Raw genomic sequence first — 16305 nt, forward strand, 5'->3', positions numbered from 1 at the left:
TTCAAAAATCAGAAAAAGAAACGGAGGAGGCACGAGCGCCCCCTCCGTGAAACTTCATGCTTATTGGCCGCGGCCGTATTTCTTGAAGGTCGCGTTCCAGTCGGCTGCCAGTGCGTCCAGCGTCTCCTTGGCGGTGCCTTCGCCGCCGATCATGTAGGGATAGATGCGCTGGTTGAGCTGCTGCAGCAGTTCGGCATATTCCGGAACCGCCCAGAAGTCCTTGACCTTGAACATGGTCTCGTAGAACGCCTTGTTATAGGGTGTGGCGTTCTGGAATTCGGGCGACTTGAGCACGGCGGCACTGCAGGTGTAGCCGCCAAGCGCTGCCCATTTCTTCTGGGTCTCGTCCTTGATGAACCATTCCAGGAACTTCGTCGCCTCTTCCTGCTTCTGCGAGTAGGAAACGATGGAGATGCCCTGACCGCCGAGTGCGGCGAACTGGTCCCCGTTCGGGCCGGGAGGATTGGCGAAGAAACCGGTGTTCTTGGCATTCGGGTTCGACGCCTCGTTGATCAGCGAGGGGAAGAACGCGAAGTAGTTCATGCTCATTGCGGCCAGGTTTTCAGTGATCGCCTGGTTGTCCTCGACGAAGAACGACTTGGCCCAGCCCGGGGGCGTGAACTTGTAGAGTTCCTTGTAGGCGTCGAGCGCCGCGATCGCCTTGTCGGAGTTGATGAAGCCATCGACCTTGTAGGTCTTATAGTCACCCAGCTCGCCGCCAAAGGAGAATAGCGCGTTTTCGAAGCCCATCGCCATCGCGTCATAGGAATTGTCGGTGTAGATGGCTATGCCGTATTTCTTCTGGTCCGGACGGTGGAAGAATTCGGCGATGTCGCGCAAAGCCTTCCAGTCCTTCGGCACGTCGAGATCGTAGCCATACTTGGCCTTGAAGGCTTCCTTTTCCTTGGGGTCTTCGAACCAGTCCTTGCGGTAGGACCAGCCGACGGCGTCGCCTTCGAGCGGAATGGCCCAGTATTTGCTGCTGCCGCCCGGATATTCGGCATAGTATTTCACCGTGGCCGGTGCCATCACTTCACCGACCTTGTGCTTGTTGAAGAAGTCGGTCAGGTCGACATAGTGGCCACCTGTCGAGCCGGCACCTAGCCATTGCGAGTCGCCGACGACCATATCGTAGGCGTCGCCATGGGCGTTGAACTCGGTGAAGGCCTTGGTCTGGAAGTCGGGCCACGGTGTGGTTTCCACCGTGATCTTGACGCCGGTTTCCTTCTCGTACTCGTTGCCGAGTTCCTGCAGGTAATTGGCCGGATCCCATTCCGCCCAGAAGATTGTAAGTTCCTTTTCCTGCGCGTAGACGGACGTTCCGCAGGCGAGCACTAGGCCGATACCAGCAAGCAAGCTGGTCATTGTCTTGCGCATAATGATTTCCTCCCTTGTGCGCATTCTACCTTGTCATGCGGGCCGGCGGCGAGGCCGGCCCTGGTAGTCCTCCCGTGACGGCACCGTTCCGGTTTTTGAGCCTCCTCGTTCGACCGAAACGGATATTAGCCTTCACCCTTTTGATCCGCTTTATTTGTCCTGATCTGGTATTACCAATTCCAGAGGAACGTCAAGCCCTTTCTTGGACGGCGACGGACACGCAGACAAGTTGGTTTCTGCGATATCTGCCTGTTTTCCCTGAATTTTCCTACTCTTTGATACATAAATGCCTTGCTTGGACCGCTGCATCGGTAGTAGCATGAATAGTCAGGTTGAAAATCTGGTCGAACCAGATTGACGTTATCTAGCGGCCGACGTCGGCGCGATCCCATCTCATTCAGTCACCGATTCCGTCACCGCCGCGCGCACCAGAGCGCCGGCCGCCCATTGCGCGACCGACATCATGCGGCGGCTATCCAGTCCCCATATATCCTTCAAAACGATCAGCACCTCAACGCCGAAGATCAGCGACAGCGCCTGCGCGAGCCGCTTGAATTCGCGCGGCGGCAACTGGCCCTTGAGTGGCGCGATCGCATCCTTCAAAAGCTCGATGCGATGGCCGCGCGTGAAGGCCGGTTCGCCGCCCAGCGTGCCTGCCTGTCGCTGTGCCCACTGGTCGAGCGACAGTTTCAGCGCCGCCTTGAACGTCGCTTCGAAGGCCTCGATGCGCGGCATGGCGGTGTCGAACAGCTCGGCGACCCGGCGCTCCGGATCGGCAGAGATCGATTGCCAGGTAAGGATCGGCCCGAGCCCTTCGTCGACCACCGCCTGCACCAGCGCCGCCTGGCTCGGAAAATACCGATAAGCGGTGGCGCGCGAGACTTCCGCTGCTTCCGCCACCTCGCTGACGGAGGGCGTGGCGCCCGCCTGCATCAGCTTTGTCGCCGTCTCCAGCATCAACCGCTTGGTGCGCGCGCGGGCCCCGCGCTCTACCTGCGGGTTCGGCCCTTGGGCGGCATCGTCGTCCATTGCCGCTTGTTGACGTGAGACATTCATGTCAATACGATACGCGCGTCTCAAAAAATTGCAATGGCCCTTCGCGCCGTCGAACGGCCAGGCAAAGGGGCGGCAGCGCCGAACACGCCCAAGACCGGGGAAACGCGATGAAGCGCATCTATGTGGTGGGCACCGCCGACACCAAGGGCGAGGAACTCGCTTTTCTGTCCGATGCGGTCGCCGCTACCGGCGCTTCGGTTGCCCGTGTCGACATCGGAACACGCGGCGCGACCGTGCCGGTCGATATTTCGGCAGACGAGGTCGCCAGCCACCATTCCGAGGGTCGCAATGCCGTGCTCGGCATCGACGATCGCGGCACCGCGGTGGCGGCAATGGCCGCCGCCTTTGCACGGTTTGTCCAGTCGCGCAGCGATATTGCCGGGATTATCGGCATTGGCGGCGGTGGCGGCACCTCGATCATCACCGCAGGAATGCGCACGCTGCCGCTCGGCCTGCCCAAGATCATGGTTTCGACGTTGGCCTCCGGTGACACCACGCCTTACGTCGACGTCTCCGACATCGTCATGATGCCGTCGGTGACCGACATGGCCGGCCTCAACCGACTTTCCCGTGTCGTGCTGCACAATGCCGCCCAGGCGATATCAGGCATGGCGGCAAAGCCGGCGCCGCCGGCCGACGGCAGACCCTCGATAGGCCTGACCATGTTCGGCGTCACCACGCCGTGCGTGACCGCCGTCGCCGACGAGCTTCGTTCGACCTATGACTGCATGGTCTTTCATGCCACCGGAACCGGCGGCCGCACTATGGAAAAATTGGCCGACAGCGGCCTGTTGTCCGGCGTCATCGACATCACAACGACCGAAGTCTGCGACTTGCTGTTTGGCGGCGTGCTGCCGGCGACCGAAGATCGCTTTGGCGCCATCGCCCGCACCAGGCTGCCTTATGTCGGCTCGGTCGGCGCGCTCGACATGGTCAATTTCTGGGCGCCGCCGACAATTCCGGAACGCTATCGCGGCCGGCTGTTCTATGAGCACAATCCAAACGTCACACTGATGCGCACCACTGCCGACGAAAGCAGAACGATCGGCGAATGGATCGGTACAAGGCTGAGCCTCTGCCAGGGTCCGGTTCGTTTCCTCATTCCGGAGAAAGGCGTGTCGGCGCTCGACATCGAGGGCGGCGCCTTCTTCGACCCTGAAGCCGATGCCGCTTTGTTCGAGGCGATCGAGCGTACCATCAAACCCGCCAAAACGCGGCGCGTGCTGCGCCTGCCGCTGCATATCAACGACCCCGAATTCGCCTGGGCCGCCACAACGGCCTTCCTCGACATCGCCAGACAGTGAGACACCAAGACATGGCCGCCATACCGCGCAAGAAAATCCTGGAGAAATTCCGCATGATGATTGCGGATGGCGTGCCGATCGTCGGCGGCGGTGCCGGCACCGGCCTGTCGGCCAAGGCCGAGGAAGCCGGCGGCATCGACCTGATCATCATCTACAATTCCGGCCGCTACCGCATGGCCGGGCGCGGCTCGGCCGCCGGCCTGCTCGCCTATGGCAACGCCAACGAGATCGTCAAGGAGATGGCCTACGAAGTGCTGCCGGTGGTGAAGAAGACGCCGGTGCTGGCCGGCGTCAACGGCACCGATCCCTTCGTCATCATGCCGCTGCTTTTGGCCGAGTTGAAGACGATGGGCTTTTCCGGCGTGCAGAATTTTCCGACGATCGGCCTGTTCGACGGCCAGATGCGGCGGAGTTTTGAAGAAACCGGCATGGGCTTTGGGCTCGAAGTCGACATGATCGCCGAGGCTCACAAACTCGACCTGTTGACCACGCCCTATGTCTTCAACCCAGACGAGGCGCGCGCCATGACAACAGCCGGCGCCGACATCGTCGTCGCCCATATGGGGGTGACCACCGGCGGCTCGATCGGCGCGACGTCGGCTAAATCGCTGGACGACTGTGTCAGCGAGGTCGACGCCATCGCCAAAGCGGCACGCTCAGTGCGCGAGGACATAATTCTGCTTTGCCATGGCGGGCCGATCTCTATGCCGGACGACGCCAGATATATTCTCGAGCGTTGCAAGGGCCTGCACGGGTTCTATGGCGCCAGTTCGATGGAGCGGCTGCCGGCGGAAGCCTCGATCGCCAGGCAGACGGCGGATTTCAAGGCCGTCACGTTCGGCGCTGCGTAGAGACCAGCAAAAGAAGGTGGGACGATGACCGACAACAGCAAGGTATTCGTATATCCAAAAGACGTCAGCGCCTTCGGCTTCAACTGGGGCAGGCTGTCGCTGACGGTCGCTCCCGAAGTGAACGGCGCAAAGCGATTTTCCGGTGGTGTCGTCGACCTCCCGTCGGGCAAGGGCCATACGCGTCATAACCATCCGGGTGCGGAGGAGATCATCTTCGTCATCTCAGGCAATGGCGAGCAGATGGTCGAGGACGAGAAAGGCAACCCGGTCGTCGAGAAGGTCGGCCCCGGCTGCACCATCTATGTGCCGGAAAGCCGCTTCCACTCGACGCTCAATACCGGCGATAGGCCGATGCAGCTTTTCGTCGTCTATTCGCCGGCCGGGCCGGAACTGGCGTTGCGGGAGTTGCCGGATTTCAGGTTGATCCCGCCGGGCGGGGATACAAGCGCCTAACCTCCGCCCCTGTTCCAGCCCCGGCCCCGATCGCCGAACATCACGTACCCTGTGTCGGTGACCGCCACCGTGTCCTCCAGCTTGATGAAGCCGCGCGTCGGGTGGAGCATGGTCGTCTCGACCGAAAGCACCATGTTCTTCTCCAGCGGCTTTGCGGCATAGGTGCCTTCATAGGTCACCGGATGGTTGGTCATCAGGAACGGCGCTTCATGCGTGATCAGCCCCATGCCATGCGCGAAGAAATCGGTATAGGGCGCAACCTTCGACTTCTTCAGCACGCCTTCGGCATGAGAAATCATGTCACCGCCCAGCGTGCCCGCCTTTACCCTGGAGAAGGCCGCCTGCTGCACTGTCTCGATCTCGGCCAGCAGATCCTCGAGTTCGGCGTCAGGCTCGCCCAGCACGCCCATGCGGCAAAGGTCGCCGATATAGCCGTGGTAGTTGCCGCCGGAATCGATCGACATCACCTCGCCCCGTTTCCACGCCTGCGGCGAGGCGGCACGGTTGTGGCTGGAGCCTAGCGTCAACAGGCAATATTCGAAATGCGCGCCGCGATTGGTCTCCTCGCGCCTGAGCTGTTCGATGATCTCGCTCTTGGTCGTGCCTTCGCGTGCCCAGCCGATGGTCGCCAGCATGGAATCGGTGATCAGCTCGGAGGCGATGCGCAGCTTCTCCAACTCGGCCTCGGTTTTGATTGCCCGCATGCGCTCCAGCATATCAGTCGCATCGATCAGCTTGGCATCCGGCAGCGCGTTGCGGATCAGCATATAGGCGTCGGACGGCAGGAAGGCGGGCTCGATGCCGATGCGGGCATTGCCCTTGCCGATCTTTCGCAAATGCTCGACCGCCAGATTGGCGGCATCGAGCGTGCCCCAGCAGGCGGCATGCAGTGTCGGCGTCCAGAATGGATGGTTCTGGTGCTCGCCGCCTTCCATGCGGTTGCCGATATAGGCGGCATGCTCCGGCCCACCTTTCTCATAGACGACGACAGGCAGATAACGGCTGTGGCCGATCGCATCCATGGCGGCGAAGAAGATGAACTTGTACCCACCAAGCAGATACTGCGTGTTGTGCTTGGAGGTGGCGAGCAGCACGTCGATGCCGGCCTCCTCCATCAGCCCGTCCACCCTGGACTGGTCGAACGGCACGCCGCCGACGGCATTCTTGCCTGGGGCAATGTTCATGTCTCTCTCCCTGAAATCCTTAGCTGGCCGCTCACTGGCACCGGCTTTTCCGGCTCTGAACCTCGGCTATGCTTAAATCTGCATCACTTTGCCCGATCTGGTCCAGCCAGAACGGGCGAACCAGCCCCAAAGCTGGTCCACCTGCTGCACTTTACTCCAGTCTGGTCCTGCCAGAACCGCGCATCGAACCGTTTCTGTACAACTGGTCCAACGGACGGAAATTTCAAAGCCACGTGAGGATGCGCCAATTCCGTCTTTGGCGAAACCCCGCACAAGGCCCATAATCAGCTTTGCAGGATGCTTACGAGCGTCCGAGGGGTACGGCGGACCCGGTCGGGTCCGCGGAGAGGACGGAGTTCGATCATGCCAGAGTTCACCATTTCCAGACGTACGATGCTTGCGGGTTCGGCATTGCTGCTGGCCTCCACCGCGATGCCGACGATCGGGTCGGCGCAGACGTCGAAAAAGGGCGGACGACTGGTTGTCGCCGCTGATTCCGAGCCGCGCAATCTCAATCCGGCGATCATCGCCTCGAACGGCGTCTTCTTCATTTCGAGCAAGATCGTAGAACCCTTGGCTGAGGCCTCCTTTGACGGCAAGGACGGGCTCGATCCGCGCCTGGCGCTCAGCTGGGAAGGTGCCGCCGACGGCCTGTCGGTCACGTTCAAGCTGCGCGAGAGCGTCAAATGGCATGACGGTAAACCCTTCACCTCCGCCGATGTCGCGTTCTCGGCGCTGCATATCTGGAAGCCGCTGCAGAATCTCGGCCGCACCGTGTTCAAGGATCTGGAGGCGGTCGACACGCCGGACGAAGCCACCGCCGTGTTCAAATTCGCCAAGCCGACACCGTTCCAGCTGATCCGCAACGCCTTGCCGGCGCTGAGCAGCGTTGTACCCAAGCACATCTACGAGACCGGAAAGATCGAGGACAACCCGGCCAATAACGCCCCGGTCGGCACCGGTCCGTTCAAATTCGCCGAATACAAACCCGGCGAATATTACCGGCTGGAGAAGAACACGGATTATTGGGGCAAGGACGAGCCCTATCTCGACGAGATCATCTATCAGGTGCTGCCGGACCGCACAGCTGCTGCCAGCGCGCTCGAGGCCGAAGAGATCCAGCTCGCCGCCTTCTCGGCCGTGCCCCTCGCCGATCTCGAGCGCATATCCAAAGTGCCCGGCCTCAAGGTGATCACCAAGGGTTATGAAGGGCTGACCTACCAGCTCGTCGTCGAGATCAACCATCGCCGCAAGGAGCTGGCCGACCTGAAAGTGCGCCAGGCGATCGCTCACGCCATCGACAAGAATTTCGTCGTCAAGACGGTGTTTCTCGGCTATGCCGCCACCGCCACTGGCCCGGTGCCGAAAAACGACCCGCAATTCTACACCGCCGACGTGCCGACGTACGCCTTCGACGTCGCCAAGGCCAACACCTTGCTGGACGAGGCCGGCTACAGCCGAGGCGATGACGGCAAGCGCTTTTCACTGAAACTGCTGCCGGCGCCCTATTTCAACGAGACCAAGCAGTTCGGCGACTATCTGCGTCAGGCGCTCGCCGCCATCGGCATCGACGCTCAGCTGGTCAACAACGACTCGGCCGCGCATATCAAGGCTGTTTACACCGACCACGCCTTCGACCTTGCGGTCGGACCGCCGGTGTTCCGCGGCGATCCTGCGATCTCGACCACCATCCTGGTGCAGAGCGGCATTCCAGACGGCGTGCCCTTCTCCAACCAGGGCGGCTACAAGAACGCCGAACTCGATGCCCTGATCGCCAAGGCATCGGAGACGCTCGACACCGCCGCCCGCACCGAACTCTACAAGGAGTTCCAGAGAAAAGTTGCCGCCGACCTGCCACTGATCAACGTCGCCGAATGGAGTTTCATCAGCGTCGCACGTGATACGGTCAAGAACATCGCCAACAACCCGCGCTGGGCGGTATCGAACTGGGCGGACACTTGGCTGGAGGGGTAAGGAAGTCTCTCCAGACTTGCGCCCCGCTTGTGTGGGTGCTCAGCTTCAACGATGAGAGCTTTTTCGCGCCCCCCTCTGTCCTGCCGGACATCTCCCCCACAAGGGGCGAGATCGGCTGTCATTGTCGCTTTCGCCAATCTCCAGCGTTGCAAGACGGCCGGCAACGCCGAAGCTGCCAATCTCCCTCCTTGTGGGGGAGATGTCCGGCAGGACAGAGGGGGGCGCCGTAGAGCGCGGCGCCGAAGACTTGGCTCTCCTATCGGCGTTACGCCATGACCCGCGCTGTCATCCTCCTTCGCCGCCGTCTCGTCGGCAGCATCTTCGTGCTGCTGATTGTCGTCATCGGCACCTTCCTGTTACTCGAAACCGCTCCCGGCGACGCGGTCGATGCCTACATCGTCTCGACCGGCGGCGACGCCGGCATGATCGAGCTGTTGCGTCACCGCTGGGGTCTCGACCAGACGGAGCTGACGCGGCTCGCCAATTATCTTTGGGCGCTGCTGCATCTCGATCTCGGCCAATCGGTCACCTTTTCGCGGCCGATCCGCGACGTCATCCTGGAGCGCCTGCCCAACACGCTGCTGTTGATGGGCAGCGCCACCGCGCTCTCCTTCGGTCTCGGCTCGGCGCTCGGCATCTATGCCGGCGCCAGGCCTGGCAGTTTTCGCGATCGCTTTCTGTCCGTCGGTTCGCTGGCGCTCTATGCCGTGCCGGGCTTCTGGCTTGGGCTGGTGCTGATCATCGTCTTTGCCGTCGACCTGCGATGGTTTCCGATCGGCGGCATCGAGAGTATCGCCTCGGCCCGGGCCGGCCTCGATCGCGCCGCCGATATCGCCCGCCATCTCGTCCTGCCGGTTTCGGCGCTCGGCTTCATCTATCTCGCGCTCTATCTGCGCATGATGCGCGCCGGCATGGCCGAGGTCTGGCGACAGGATTTTGTGCTGGCCGCCCGCGCCAGGGGACTTTCCCGCCGCCGCATCGTGCTCGCTCACGTCGCCCGCAACGCGCTGTTGCCGCTGGTCACCATGCTTGGCCTACAGTCCGCGCAAATGTTGGGCGGCAGCGTCGTTATCGAAAGCGTCTTTTCCGTGCCAGGCCTTGGCCGGCTGGCGCAGGAAGCGGTGGCGGCACGCGACACGCCGTTACTGCTCGGTATCATTCTCATCAGTGCCGTCCAGGTCGTCATCATCAACCTTCTCGTCGACATCGCTTACGCCTTCCTCGATCCGCGCGTCGGGGCCAGTGAGGCCGGCGCGTGAGCCCGCTTCGCCGCTTTCTTCGCACGCCGGAAGCGATTGCCGGCGCGGTCATCCTGACGGCGCTGTCTGCCGTGGCGCTTGCCGCACCTTTGTTCTTTCCGAGCGATCCGCACGCCATTGCCGGGCCGGCATTGTTGTCGCCGTTCCAGGACTGGTTGCTGCCACTCGGCACCGACCGTCTCGGCCGTGACGTGCTGGCCGAGCTTTTCCACGGCGCCCGCACCTCGCTGGCGGTCGGCCTGGCAGCAGCAGCCACCGCGCTTGCCGTCGGCGCCGTAATCGGCACGTTAGCCGGTTTTGCCGGCGGCCTTGTCGACGAGGTGCTGATGCGCATCACCGACGCTTTCCAGACCGTCCCAGCCTTCCTGCTGGCTTTGGCTTTCGTCAGCATTGTCGGGCCGTCGCTCGGCGTCGTCGTCGCTGCGATCGCGATGGGCGCCTGGACCGGACCGGCACGCGTGGCGCGGGCCGAAGTGCTGTCGATCCGTGAGCGCGATTTTGTTGCCGGCGCCCGCGTCATCGGCATGCATCCGCTGGAGATCGCCTTTCGCGAGGTGCTGCCCAACGCGCTGCCGCCGGTACTGGCGTTGTCGTCGGTGATCGTCGCCGCGGCTATTCTCACCGAAGCGGCATTGTCTTTTCTCGGCCTCGGCGACCCCAACCGCGTTACCTGGGGCGGCATGATCGCCGAAGGCCGCGCCGTGCTGCGCACCGCGCCCTTCCTGTCGATCATTCCGGGTGTAGCACTCGTGCTGACCGTGCTCGGCGTCTATCTCGCCGGCGAAGGCGTCGTCGAGACGACATCGGTGAGGAGGAGCCTGTCGTGACGGCGCTTGCTTCGATCCGCAATCTGACGGTGACGTATCGCCGCGACGGCGCCGAGGTGGCGGCGCTGAAGCATATCAGCTTCGATGTCGCCGCTGGCGAGCGCCTCGCCATCATCGGCGAGAGCGGCTCGGGCAAGAGCACGTTGGCGCTGGCGATTGCTGGGCTGCTGCCGGCCACTGCCAAGATCGGCGGAGCGATCGAGTGGCAGATGACGGAATTTCGATCGTCTCATTCGAAAGATCGTCAATCTTTCCTTGTTCTCAATGGCCTTCCTCTCGGAGGCCGTGATATCGGCTTCGTTTTCCAGGACCCATCCGCCAGTCTCGATCCGGTCATGCCAATCGGCAAGCAGATCGCGGAAGTCGCGCGCACGCATCTCGGACTTGACTGGCGACACGCCTATGCCAGAGCAAAAGCCTTGCTCGAACGCGTCCGTCTGCCCGACCCCGATGCCGCTCTGCGCGCCTTTCCACATCAGCTCTCCGGCGGCCAGAAGCAGCGCGTGGCGATCGCCGCCGCGATCGCGGCCGGGCCGAAACTGCTGATCGCCGACGAGGCGACCAGCGCGCTGGACACCATCGTGCAGGCCGAGATCGTCGGGCTGATCCGGCGACTGGTGGCCGAGGACGGCATGACGCTGCTGTTCATCAGCCACGACATCGGGCTGGCCGCTGAGCTTGGAGAGCGCATCGCCGTGTTCCGGCATGGCGAGCTGCTCGAGCTAGGTGCGACGGCGAAGGTGGTCAGTGCGCCGCGTCACGCGTACACAAGGGCGCTGCTCGACGCCAATCTCGGTCTCGACGCCGAGCCGGTGCTGCAGCGAACATGACCAGTCCGCTGCTCGCCGTTTCCGGCCTGACCAAACGATACAGTAGCGGCGGCAAGATCATCGCCGCGGCCGACGATGTTTCCCTCCACATCGAGCATGGCGAGACGCTGGCGCTGGCCGGACCTTCCGGCAGCGGCAAATCGACGATCGCTCGGCTCATACTGCGGCTCATCGAAGCCGATGCTGGCCGAATCGAATTTGAAGGCAGTGATTTCCTGTCGTTGAACGGCGCTGCGTTGCGCGACCGGCGCGCTCGTCTGCAGATGGTGTTTCAGGATCCGCTCGCCGCCTTGAACCCACGCGCCAAGGTGGCGCGTGTGCTCGACGACCCCTTGCGCATCCATCACATCGCCTCTCGCGCCGAACGCCCGCGCCGTATCGCCGCTCTGCTGGAACGCGTCGGCCTCAGCCCCGGTCTCGCCGGCCGCGCCATTCACGAAATCTCCGGCGGTCAGCGCCAGCGCGTTGCAATCGCCCGCGCCATCGCCACGAAACCGTCGCTGGTCGTGCTCGACGAGGCGGTGTCGGCACTCGACGTGTCGGTGCGCTCGCAGATCCTGCGGCTGCTGCTTGACCTTCAACGCGAGGAGCGCATCGCCTATCTTTTCATTTCGCACGATCTCGGCGTCGTCCGTGCCATCGCCCACCGCATCGCCATTCTGGACGGCGGGCGGATTGCCGAAAGCGGCGATGCCCGCACCGTCATCGACGCGCCGCAATCCGCGATCGGCAAGGCGCTGGTGGCGGCAGCGCCAAGACTGTCGAGGATCGAACGGGACGCATCATGACCGACGCCGAAGCCCGAGCCGAAAAACTGTCACGCGAACTCGATTCCGCCTTCCGCAACCGCGCCGATCTCTATCGTCTGTTGCTCGACGAACTGACCGCGGAAGTTGGCGCGGAAAAAGCCGAGGCGATCATGATCCGCACCATTGAACGGCGAGGCAGGGAGGTTGCGGCGGCGGCCTTCGCCGATTTCGGCCCCAACGACGCACCGGCGATCGGCGAGGCGTTCCTGGCCGTCAGCCCGGATGGCGGTCGCATGTATCCGACCGACGTCGAACGCGGTCCGGACCGCATTGCCTTCAAGGTCAGGCGCTGCCCGCTGAAGGACGCCTGGGTCGAAGCCGGCGTCGACGACGAGAAACTCGCCACGCTCTGCCGCATCGCCGGCGCCTTCGATCGCGGCCTGTTCGAGGCCACCGGGGTACGCTTCGACAATGTCACCTGGACACCGGGCCACGGTTTCGGCTGCTGCCATATCGCTTTGACCAACCGGGATGCCGGTTAGAGCTGCAACTCGAGCCATGTCGGCGAAGACGTAGAGTTCCGTTGGGCAGCACGGAGCCAACAAAAACTCCCGGCGGCATAAGGCCACGGCAATCAAATCAATCCGAGATTTGTCGGATTGCGGCATCCTTGTTCGTCTTCCGTAGGGAGTTCCTGGAGGTGAATTATGAGCGAATTGCCGGTGGTCAAAACGAGACGCAAAGGCAAGACCCTTACGCAGAGCATGCTGATCCCAACCGAGAAAATGATCGCTGACGAGCTCCGGGCTGCACGACCTGGCCACTTGTCGGACCTTGCAGAGTTGCGACGTAAGCTCGCGGCAAAATACGAAGCAGACGCCTGCTGCCCAGTGACTGTGCGGCGGCACTTGGTGCATATCAGTCAAGACGGCAGCGCGCCCTTTTGGCGCGTCGTAAATCCCGATCGGCCATTCGCCCGACGTATGAGAGGTGGATCGGAGCACATACGCGAAAAATTGGCCGCGGAATGCTAAGTGTCCCCTGTCGCGACACTTCAGCGCATACGAAAACGGCCCGCACAAGGCGGGCCGTTTTCGTATTTTGGTTGCGGGGACAGGATTTGAACCTGTGACCTTCAGGTTATGAGCCTGACGAGCTACCGGGCTGCTCCACCCCGCGTCAACCCTAAAGGTAAGCCTTGGCTCACCGTATTCAAGCTTCCGCCAAATGAAAGGGCCGCTTGCGCGGCCCGGAGTCCCGTCGGCGGGCCTGTTTGTAAGGAGAAGATTAAACAACGTGCGCTTGGCAGACCTGGCAGCGACCTACTCTCCCGCGTCTTGAGACGAAGTACCATCAGCGCTGGAGCGTTTCACGGCCGAGTTCGGAATGGGATCGGGTGCAGCCGCTCCGCCATAACCACCAGGTCGGCAAAACGCACGTTGCTCGAGAAGCTGTTTTCTGTGCCATCCATCTCGGCGCAATCCAAGGATTGTCGCCAGAAATGGGCATTAGGAATGAGAACGATCAAGCCGATCGAACTATTAGTACCGGTAAGCTTCAAGCGTTGCCGCTCTTCCACACCCGGCCTATCAACGTGGTCGTCTTCCACGGTTCTCAGGGAATACTCGTTTTAAGGTGGGTTTCCCGCTTAGATGCCTTCAGCGGTTATCCCGTCCGGATATAGCTACCCTGCTATGCGGCTGGCGCCACAACAGGTCCACCAGAGATCCGTCCATCCCGGTCCTCTCGTACTAGGGACAGATCCTTTCAATATTCCTACACCCACGGCAGATAGGGACCGAACTGTCTCACGACGTTCTGAACCCAACTCACGTACCGCTTTAAATGGCGAACAGCCATACCCTTGGGACCTGCTCCAGCCCCAGGATGCGATGAGTCGACATCGAGGTGCCAAACAACCCCGTCGATATGGACTCTTGGGGGTCATCAGCCTGTTATCCCCGGCGTACCTTTTATCCGTTGAGCGATGGCCCTTCCACGCGGGACCACCGGATCACTATGACCGACTTTCGTCTCTGCTCGACTTGTCAGTCTCGCAGTCAGGCAGGCTTATGCCATTGCACTCAGCGAACGATTTCCGACCGTTCTGAGCCCACCATCGCGCGCCTCCGTTACTCTTTAGGAGGCGACCGCCCCAGTCAAACTACCCACCATACATTGTCCCGGACCCGGATAACGGGCCGCGGTTAGACATCCATAGTGATAAGGGTGGTATTTCAAGGGTGGCTCCACCTGAGCTGGCGCCCAGGTTTCAAAGCCTACCACCTATCCTACACATGCCACTACGAATGCCAATGTAAAGCTATAGTAAAGGTGCACGGGGTCTTTCCGTCTAACCGCAGGAACCCCGCATCTTCACGGGGAATTCAATTTCACTGAGTCTATGCTGGAGACAGCGGGGAAGTCGTTACGCCATTCGTGCAGGTCGGAACTTACCCGACAAGGAATTTCGCTACCTTAGGACCGTTATAGTTACGGCCGCCGTTTACTGGGGCTTCGATTCAGAGCTTGCACCCCTCCTCTTAACCTTCCAGCACCGGGCAGGCGTCAGACCCTATACGTCGTCTTGCGACTTCGCAGAGCCCTGTGTTTTTGATAAACAGTCGCTACCCCCTGGTCTGTGCCACCCTCCCATGCTTGCGCATGAAAGGGTCACGCTTCTTCCGAAGTTACGCGTGCAATTTGCCGAGTTCCTTCAGCATAGTTCTCTCAAGCGCCTTGGTATACTCTACCAGTCCACCAGTGTCGGTTTCGGGTACGGTCTATAAGGAGGAGCTATTTCCTGGAACCACGCAGCAGCCCTTTCAATCCGATAAGATTGGACTACCTCAATGATCCGTCACTTCCTCCAGGCCCACGAATATTAACGTGGTTCCCATCGTCTACGCATTTCTGCCTCGACTTAGGGGCCGGCTAACCCTGCTCAGATTAGCTTTAAGCAGGAACCCTTGGACTTTCGGCGGGGGAGTCTCTCACTCCCCTTACGTTACTCATGTCAGCATTCGCACTTCTGATACCTCCACCATCCCTCACGGGTATGGCTTCATCAGCTTACAGAACGCTCCGCTACCGCTTGCATTGCTGCAAACCCTAAGCTTCGGTGTATGGCTTTAGCCCCGTTACATTTTCGGCGCAAAGACCCTTATTTAGACCAGTGAGCTGTTACGCTTTCTTTAAATGATGGCTGCTTCTAAGCCAACATCCTGGTTGTTTTGGGATCCTCACATCCTTTCCCACTTAGCCATAACTTGGGGACCTTAGCTGTAGGTCAGGGTTGTTTCCCTTTTCACGACGGACGTTAGCACCCGCCGTGTGTCTGCCGACTATTACTCCCAGGTATTCGGAGTTTGGTTAGGTTTGGTAATCCGGTGAGGACCCCTAGCCCATCCAGTGCTCTACCCCCTGGGGTATTCGGTCGACGCTCTACCTAAATAGATTTCGCGGAGAACCAGCTATTTCCGAGTTTGATTGGCCTTTCACCCCTAGCCACAAGTCATCCCGAACTATTGCAACAGTTATGGGTTCGGTCCTCCAGTAAGTGTTACCTTACCTTCAACCTGCTCATGGCTAGATCACTCGGTTTCGGGTCTAATGCGACGAACTGAACGCCCTGTTCAGACTCGCTTTCGCTGCGCCTACACCTATCGGTTTAAGCTTGCTCGTCACACTAAGTCGCTGACCCATTATACAAAAGGTACGTGGTGACCCAGGACGAACCTTGGGCTCCCACTGTTTGTAGGCAATCGGTTTCAGGTACTATTTCACTCCCCTTGTCGGGGTGCTTTTCACCTTTCCCTCACGGTACTAGTTCGCTATCGGTCATGCACGAGTACTTAGGCTTGGAGGGTGGTCCCCCCAATTTCAGACAGGATTTCACGTGTCCCGCCTTACTCGAGGACGATGATTTGCATTACGCGTACGGGGCTGTCACCCACTATGGCCCTACTTTCCAGAAGGTTCCGCTTGTCTCATCATCGCCACTGGCCTGGTCCGGGTTCGCTCGCCACTACTTCCGGAGTCTCGGTTGATGTCCTTTCCTACGGGTACTTAGATGTTTCAGTTCCCCGCGTTCGCCACTTTACCCCTATTTTATTCAGGGTAAGTTACCTATTATCGATACTTGGAAACCACAGCAGCAAGTTGCCCTGCTGCTCTGATTTTCCAAGTACCTTAGGTGGGTTTCCCCATTCGGAAATCTACGGATCAAAGGGTATTCGCACCTCCCCGTAGCTTATCGCAGCGTATCACGTCCTTCATCGCCTGTGCATGCCAAGGCATCCACCAATTGCCCTTAAGACACTTGATCGTTCTCATTGCCAATGCCCACCTGCGCGATCTCAAGAGATCGTCGCTTCAGCGAAATCCTGTGCGGGATTATCGCTGGATGTCATTGGCACAAAAAGACCAGCTTCTCGAGATC

12 protein-coding genes, 1 tRNA gene and 2 rRNA genes are annotated in these 16305 nt (G+C 60.7%); 9 read left to right on the top strand and 6 right to left on the bottom strand.

What is annotated here, in order from left to right; all coding sequences use genetic code 11:
• Window positions 1–60: 60 nt before the first annotated feature.
• Both NKH98_RS05795 and NKH98_RS05800 read right to left on the bottom strand, forming a co-directional pair.
• The gene (locus NKH98_RS05795; RefSeq protein WP_254816732.1) at window positions 61–1377 is read right to left on the bottom strand and encodes an ABC transporter substrate-binding protein; all 1317 of its coding nucleotides are present in this window, start codon (window positions 1375–1377) and stop codon (window positions 61–63) included.
• A gap of 393 nt (window positions 1378–1770) precedes the next feature.
• Window positions 1771–2406, bottom strand: a complete 636-nt coding sequence (locus NKH98_RS05800) for a TetR/AcrR family transcriptional regulator (protein WP_352897100.1) — start codon at window positions 2404–2406, stop codon at window positions 1771–1773.
• Between the two features lie 134 nt (window positions 2407–2540).
• On the opposite strand from NKH98_RS05800, the gene NKH98_RS05805 reads away from it, so the two are divergent.
• Genes NKH98_RS05805 through NKH98_RS05815 form a run of 3 tightly spaced genes read left to right on the top strand, consistent with a single transcriptional unit; the run spans window position 2541 to window position 5041 of the window.
• A complete protein-coding gene (locus NKH98_RS05805; protein WP_352897101.1) occupies window positions 2541–3737 on the top strand; it encodes a Tm-1-like ATP-binding domain-containing protein in 1197 nt (398 codons plus the stop codon).
• Window positions 3738–3748: 11 nt separating this feature from the next.
• A complete protein-coding gene (locus tag NKH98_RS05810; RefSeq protein WP_352897102.1) occupies window positions 3749–4588 on the top strand; it encodes a phosphoenolpyruvate hydrolase family protein in 840 nt (279 codons plus the stop codon).
• A gap of 24 nt (window positions 4589–4612) precedes the next feature.
• On the top strand, window positions 4613–5041 hold the full coding sequence (locus NKH98_RS05815) for a cupin domain-containing protein (RefSeq protein ID WP_352897103.1): 429 nt from the start codon (window positions 4613–4615) through the stop codon (window positions 5039–5041).
• On the opposite strand, the gene NKH98_RS05820 is transcribed toward NKH98_RS05815, so the two are convergent.
• A complete protein-coding gene (locus NKH98_RS05820) occupies window positions 5038–6225 on the bottom strand; it encodes a M24 family metallopeptidase (protein ID WP_352897104.1) in 1188 nt (395 codons plus the stop codon). The two genes, NKH98_RS05815 and NKH98_RS05820, sit on opposite strands and share 4 nt — an antisense overlap.
• 363 nt (window positions 6226–6588) lie before the next feature.
• Between NKH98_RS05820 and NKH98_RS05825 the strand changes: the two genes are divergently transcribed.
• The 6 genes from NKH98_RS05825 to NKH98_RS05850 all read left to right on the top strand — a co-directional run bounded on the left by NKH98_RS05825 (window position 6589) and on the right by NKH98_RS05850 (window position 12406).
• Entirely contained in the window at window positions 6589–8199 is a 1611-nt protein-coding gene (locus NKH98_RS05825) for an ABC transporter substrate-binding protein (RefSeq protein ID WP_352897106.1), read from the top strand.
• 272 nt (window positions 8200–8471) lie between these two features.
• On the top strand, window positions 8472–9458 hold the full coding sequence (locus NKH98_RS05830) for an ABC transporter permease (RefSeq protein WP_352897107.1): 987 nt from the start codon (window positions 8472–8474) through the stop codon (window positions 9456–9458).
• Window positions 9455–10285, top strand: a complete 831-nt coding sequence (locus NKH98_RS05835) for an ABC transporter permease (RefSeq protein ID WP_352897109.1) — start codon at window positions 9455–9457, stop codon at window positions 10283–10285. Before NKH98_RS05830 ends, NKH98_RS05835 begins: the two co-directional genes overlap by 4 nt.
• The gene (locus NKH98_RS05840) at window positions 10282–11115 is read left to right on the top strand and encodes an ABC transporter ATP-binding protein (protein ID WP_352897111.1); all 834 of its coding nucleotides are present in this window, start codon (window positions 10282–10284) and stop codon (window positions 11113–11115) included. Before NKH98_RS05835 ends, NKH98_RS05840 begins: the two co-directional genes overlap by 4 nt.
• Window positions 11112–11903, top strand: coding sequence for an ATP-binding cassette domain-containing protein (locus NKH98_RS05845; protein WP_352897113.1), 792 nt, complete (start codon window positions 11112–11114; stop codon window positions 11901–11903). The genes NKH98_RS05840 and NKH98_RS05845 overlap by 4 nt, the downstream gene beginning before the upstream one ends.
• Window positions 11900–12406, top strand: coding sequence for an L-2-amino-thiazoline-4-carboxylic acid hydrolase (locus tag NKH98_RS05850; RefSeq protein ID WP_352702580.1), 507 nt, complete (start codon window positions 11900–11902; stop codon window positions 12404–12406). Before NKH98_RS05845 ends, NKH98_RS05850 begins: the two co-directional genes overlap by 4 nt.
• 560 nt (window positions 12407–12966) lie before the next feature.
• On the opposite strand, the gene NKH98_RS05855 is transcribed toward NKH98_RS05850, so the two are convergent.
• The 3 genes from NKH98_RS05855 to NKH98_RS05865 form a co-directional block, all read right to left on the bottom strand.
• Window positions 12967–13043 (bottom strand) — tRNA-Met (locus tag NKH98_RS05855).
• Window positions 13044–13173: 130 nt separating this feature from the next.
• Window positions 13174–13288: ribosomal RNA gene (gene rrf / locus NKH98_RS05860) — 5S ribosomal RNA — on the bottom strand.
• A 96-nt stretch (window positions 13289–13384) separates the two neighbouring features.
• Window positions 13385–16191 (bottom strand): 23S ribosomal RNA (locus NKH98_RS05865).
• Window positions 16192–16305 lie beyond the last annotated feature (114 nt).

This window comes from Mesorhizobium sp. M0833 (assembly GCF_040319905.1).
In the GTDB taxonomy this organism is placed as follows: Bacteria; Pseudomonadota; Alphaproteobacteria; order Rhizobiales; family Rhizobiaceae; genus Mesorhizobium.

Coding starts and splice junctions, on each gene's coding strand:
- NKH98_RS05795 (WP_254816732.1), bottom strand. CDS start 1,377: ATGCGCAAGACAATGACCAGCTTGCTTGCTGGTATCGGCCTAGTGCTC.
- NKH98_RS05800 (WP_352897100.1), bottom strand. CDS start 2,406: ATGGACGACGATGCCGCCCAAGGGCCGAACCCGCAGGTAGAGCGCGGG.
- NKH98_RS05805 (WP_352897101.1), top strand. CDS start 2,541: ATGAAGCGCATCTATGTGGTGGGCACCGCCGACACCAAGGGCGAGGAA.
- NKH98_RS05810 (WP_352897102.1), top strand. CDS start 3,749: ATGGCCGCCATACCGCGCAAGAAAATCCTGGAGAAATTCCGCATGATG.
- NKH98_RS05815 (WP_352897103.1), top strand. CDS start 4,613: ATGACCGACAACAGCAAGGTATTCGTATATCCAAAAGACGTCAGCGCC.
- NKH98_RS05820 (WP_352897104.1), bottom strand. CDS start 6,225: ATGAACATTGCCCCAGGCAAGAATGCCGTCGGCGGCGTGCCGTTCGAC.
- NKH98_RS05825 (WP_352897106.1), top strand. CDS start 6,589: ATGCCAGAGTTCACCATTTCCAGACGTACGATGCTTGCGGGTTCGGCA.
- NKH98_RS05830 (WP_352897107.1), top strand. CDS start 8,472: ATGACCCGCGCTGTCATCCTCCTTCGCCGCCGTCTCGTCGGCAGCATC.
- NKH98_RS05845 (WP_352897113.1), top strand. CDS start 11,112: ATGACCAGTCCGCTGCTCGCCGTTTCCGGCCTGACCAAACGATACAGT.
- NKH98_RS05850 (WP_352702580.1), top strand. CDS start 11,900: ATGACCGACGCCGAAGCCCGAGCCGAAAAACTGTCACGCGAACTCGAT.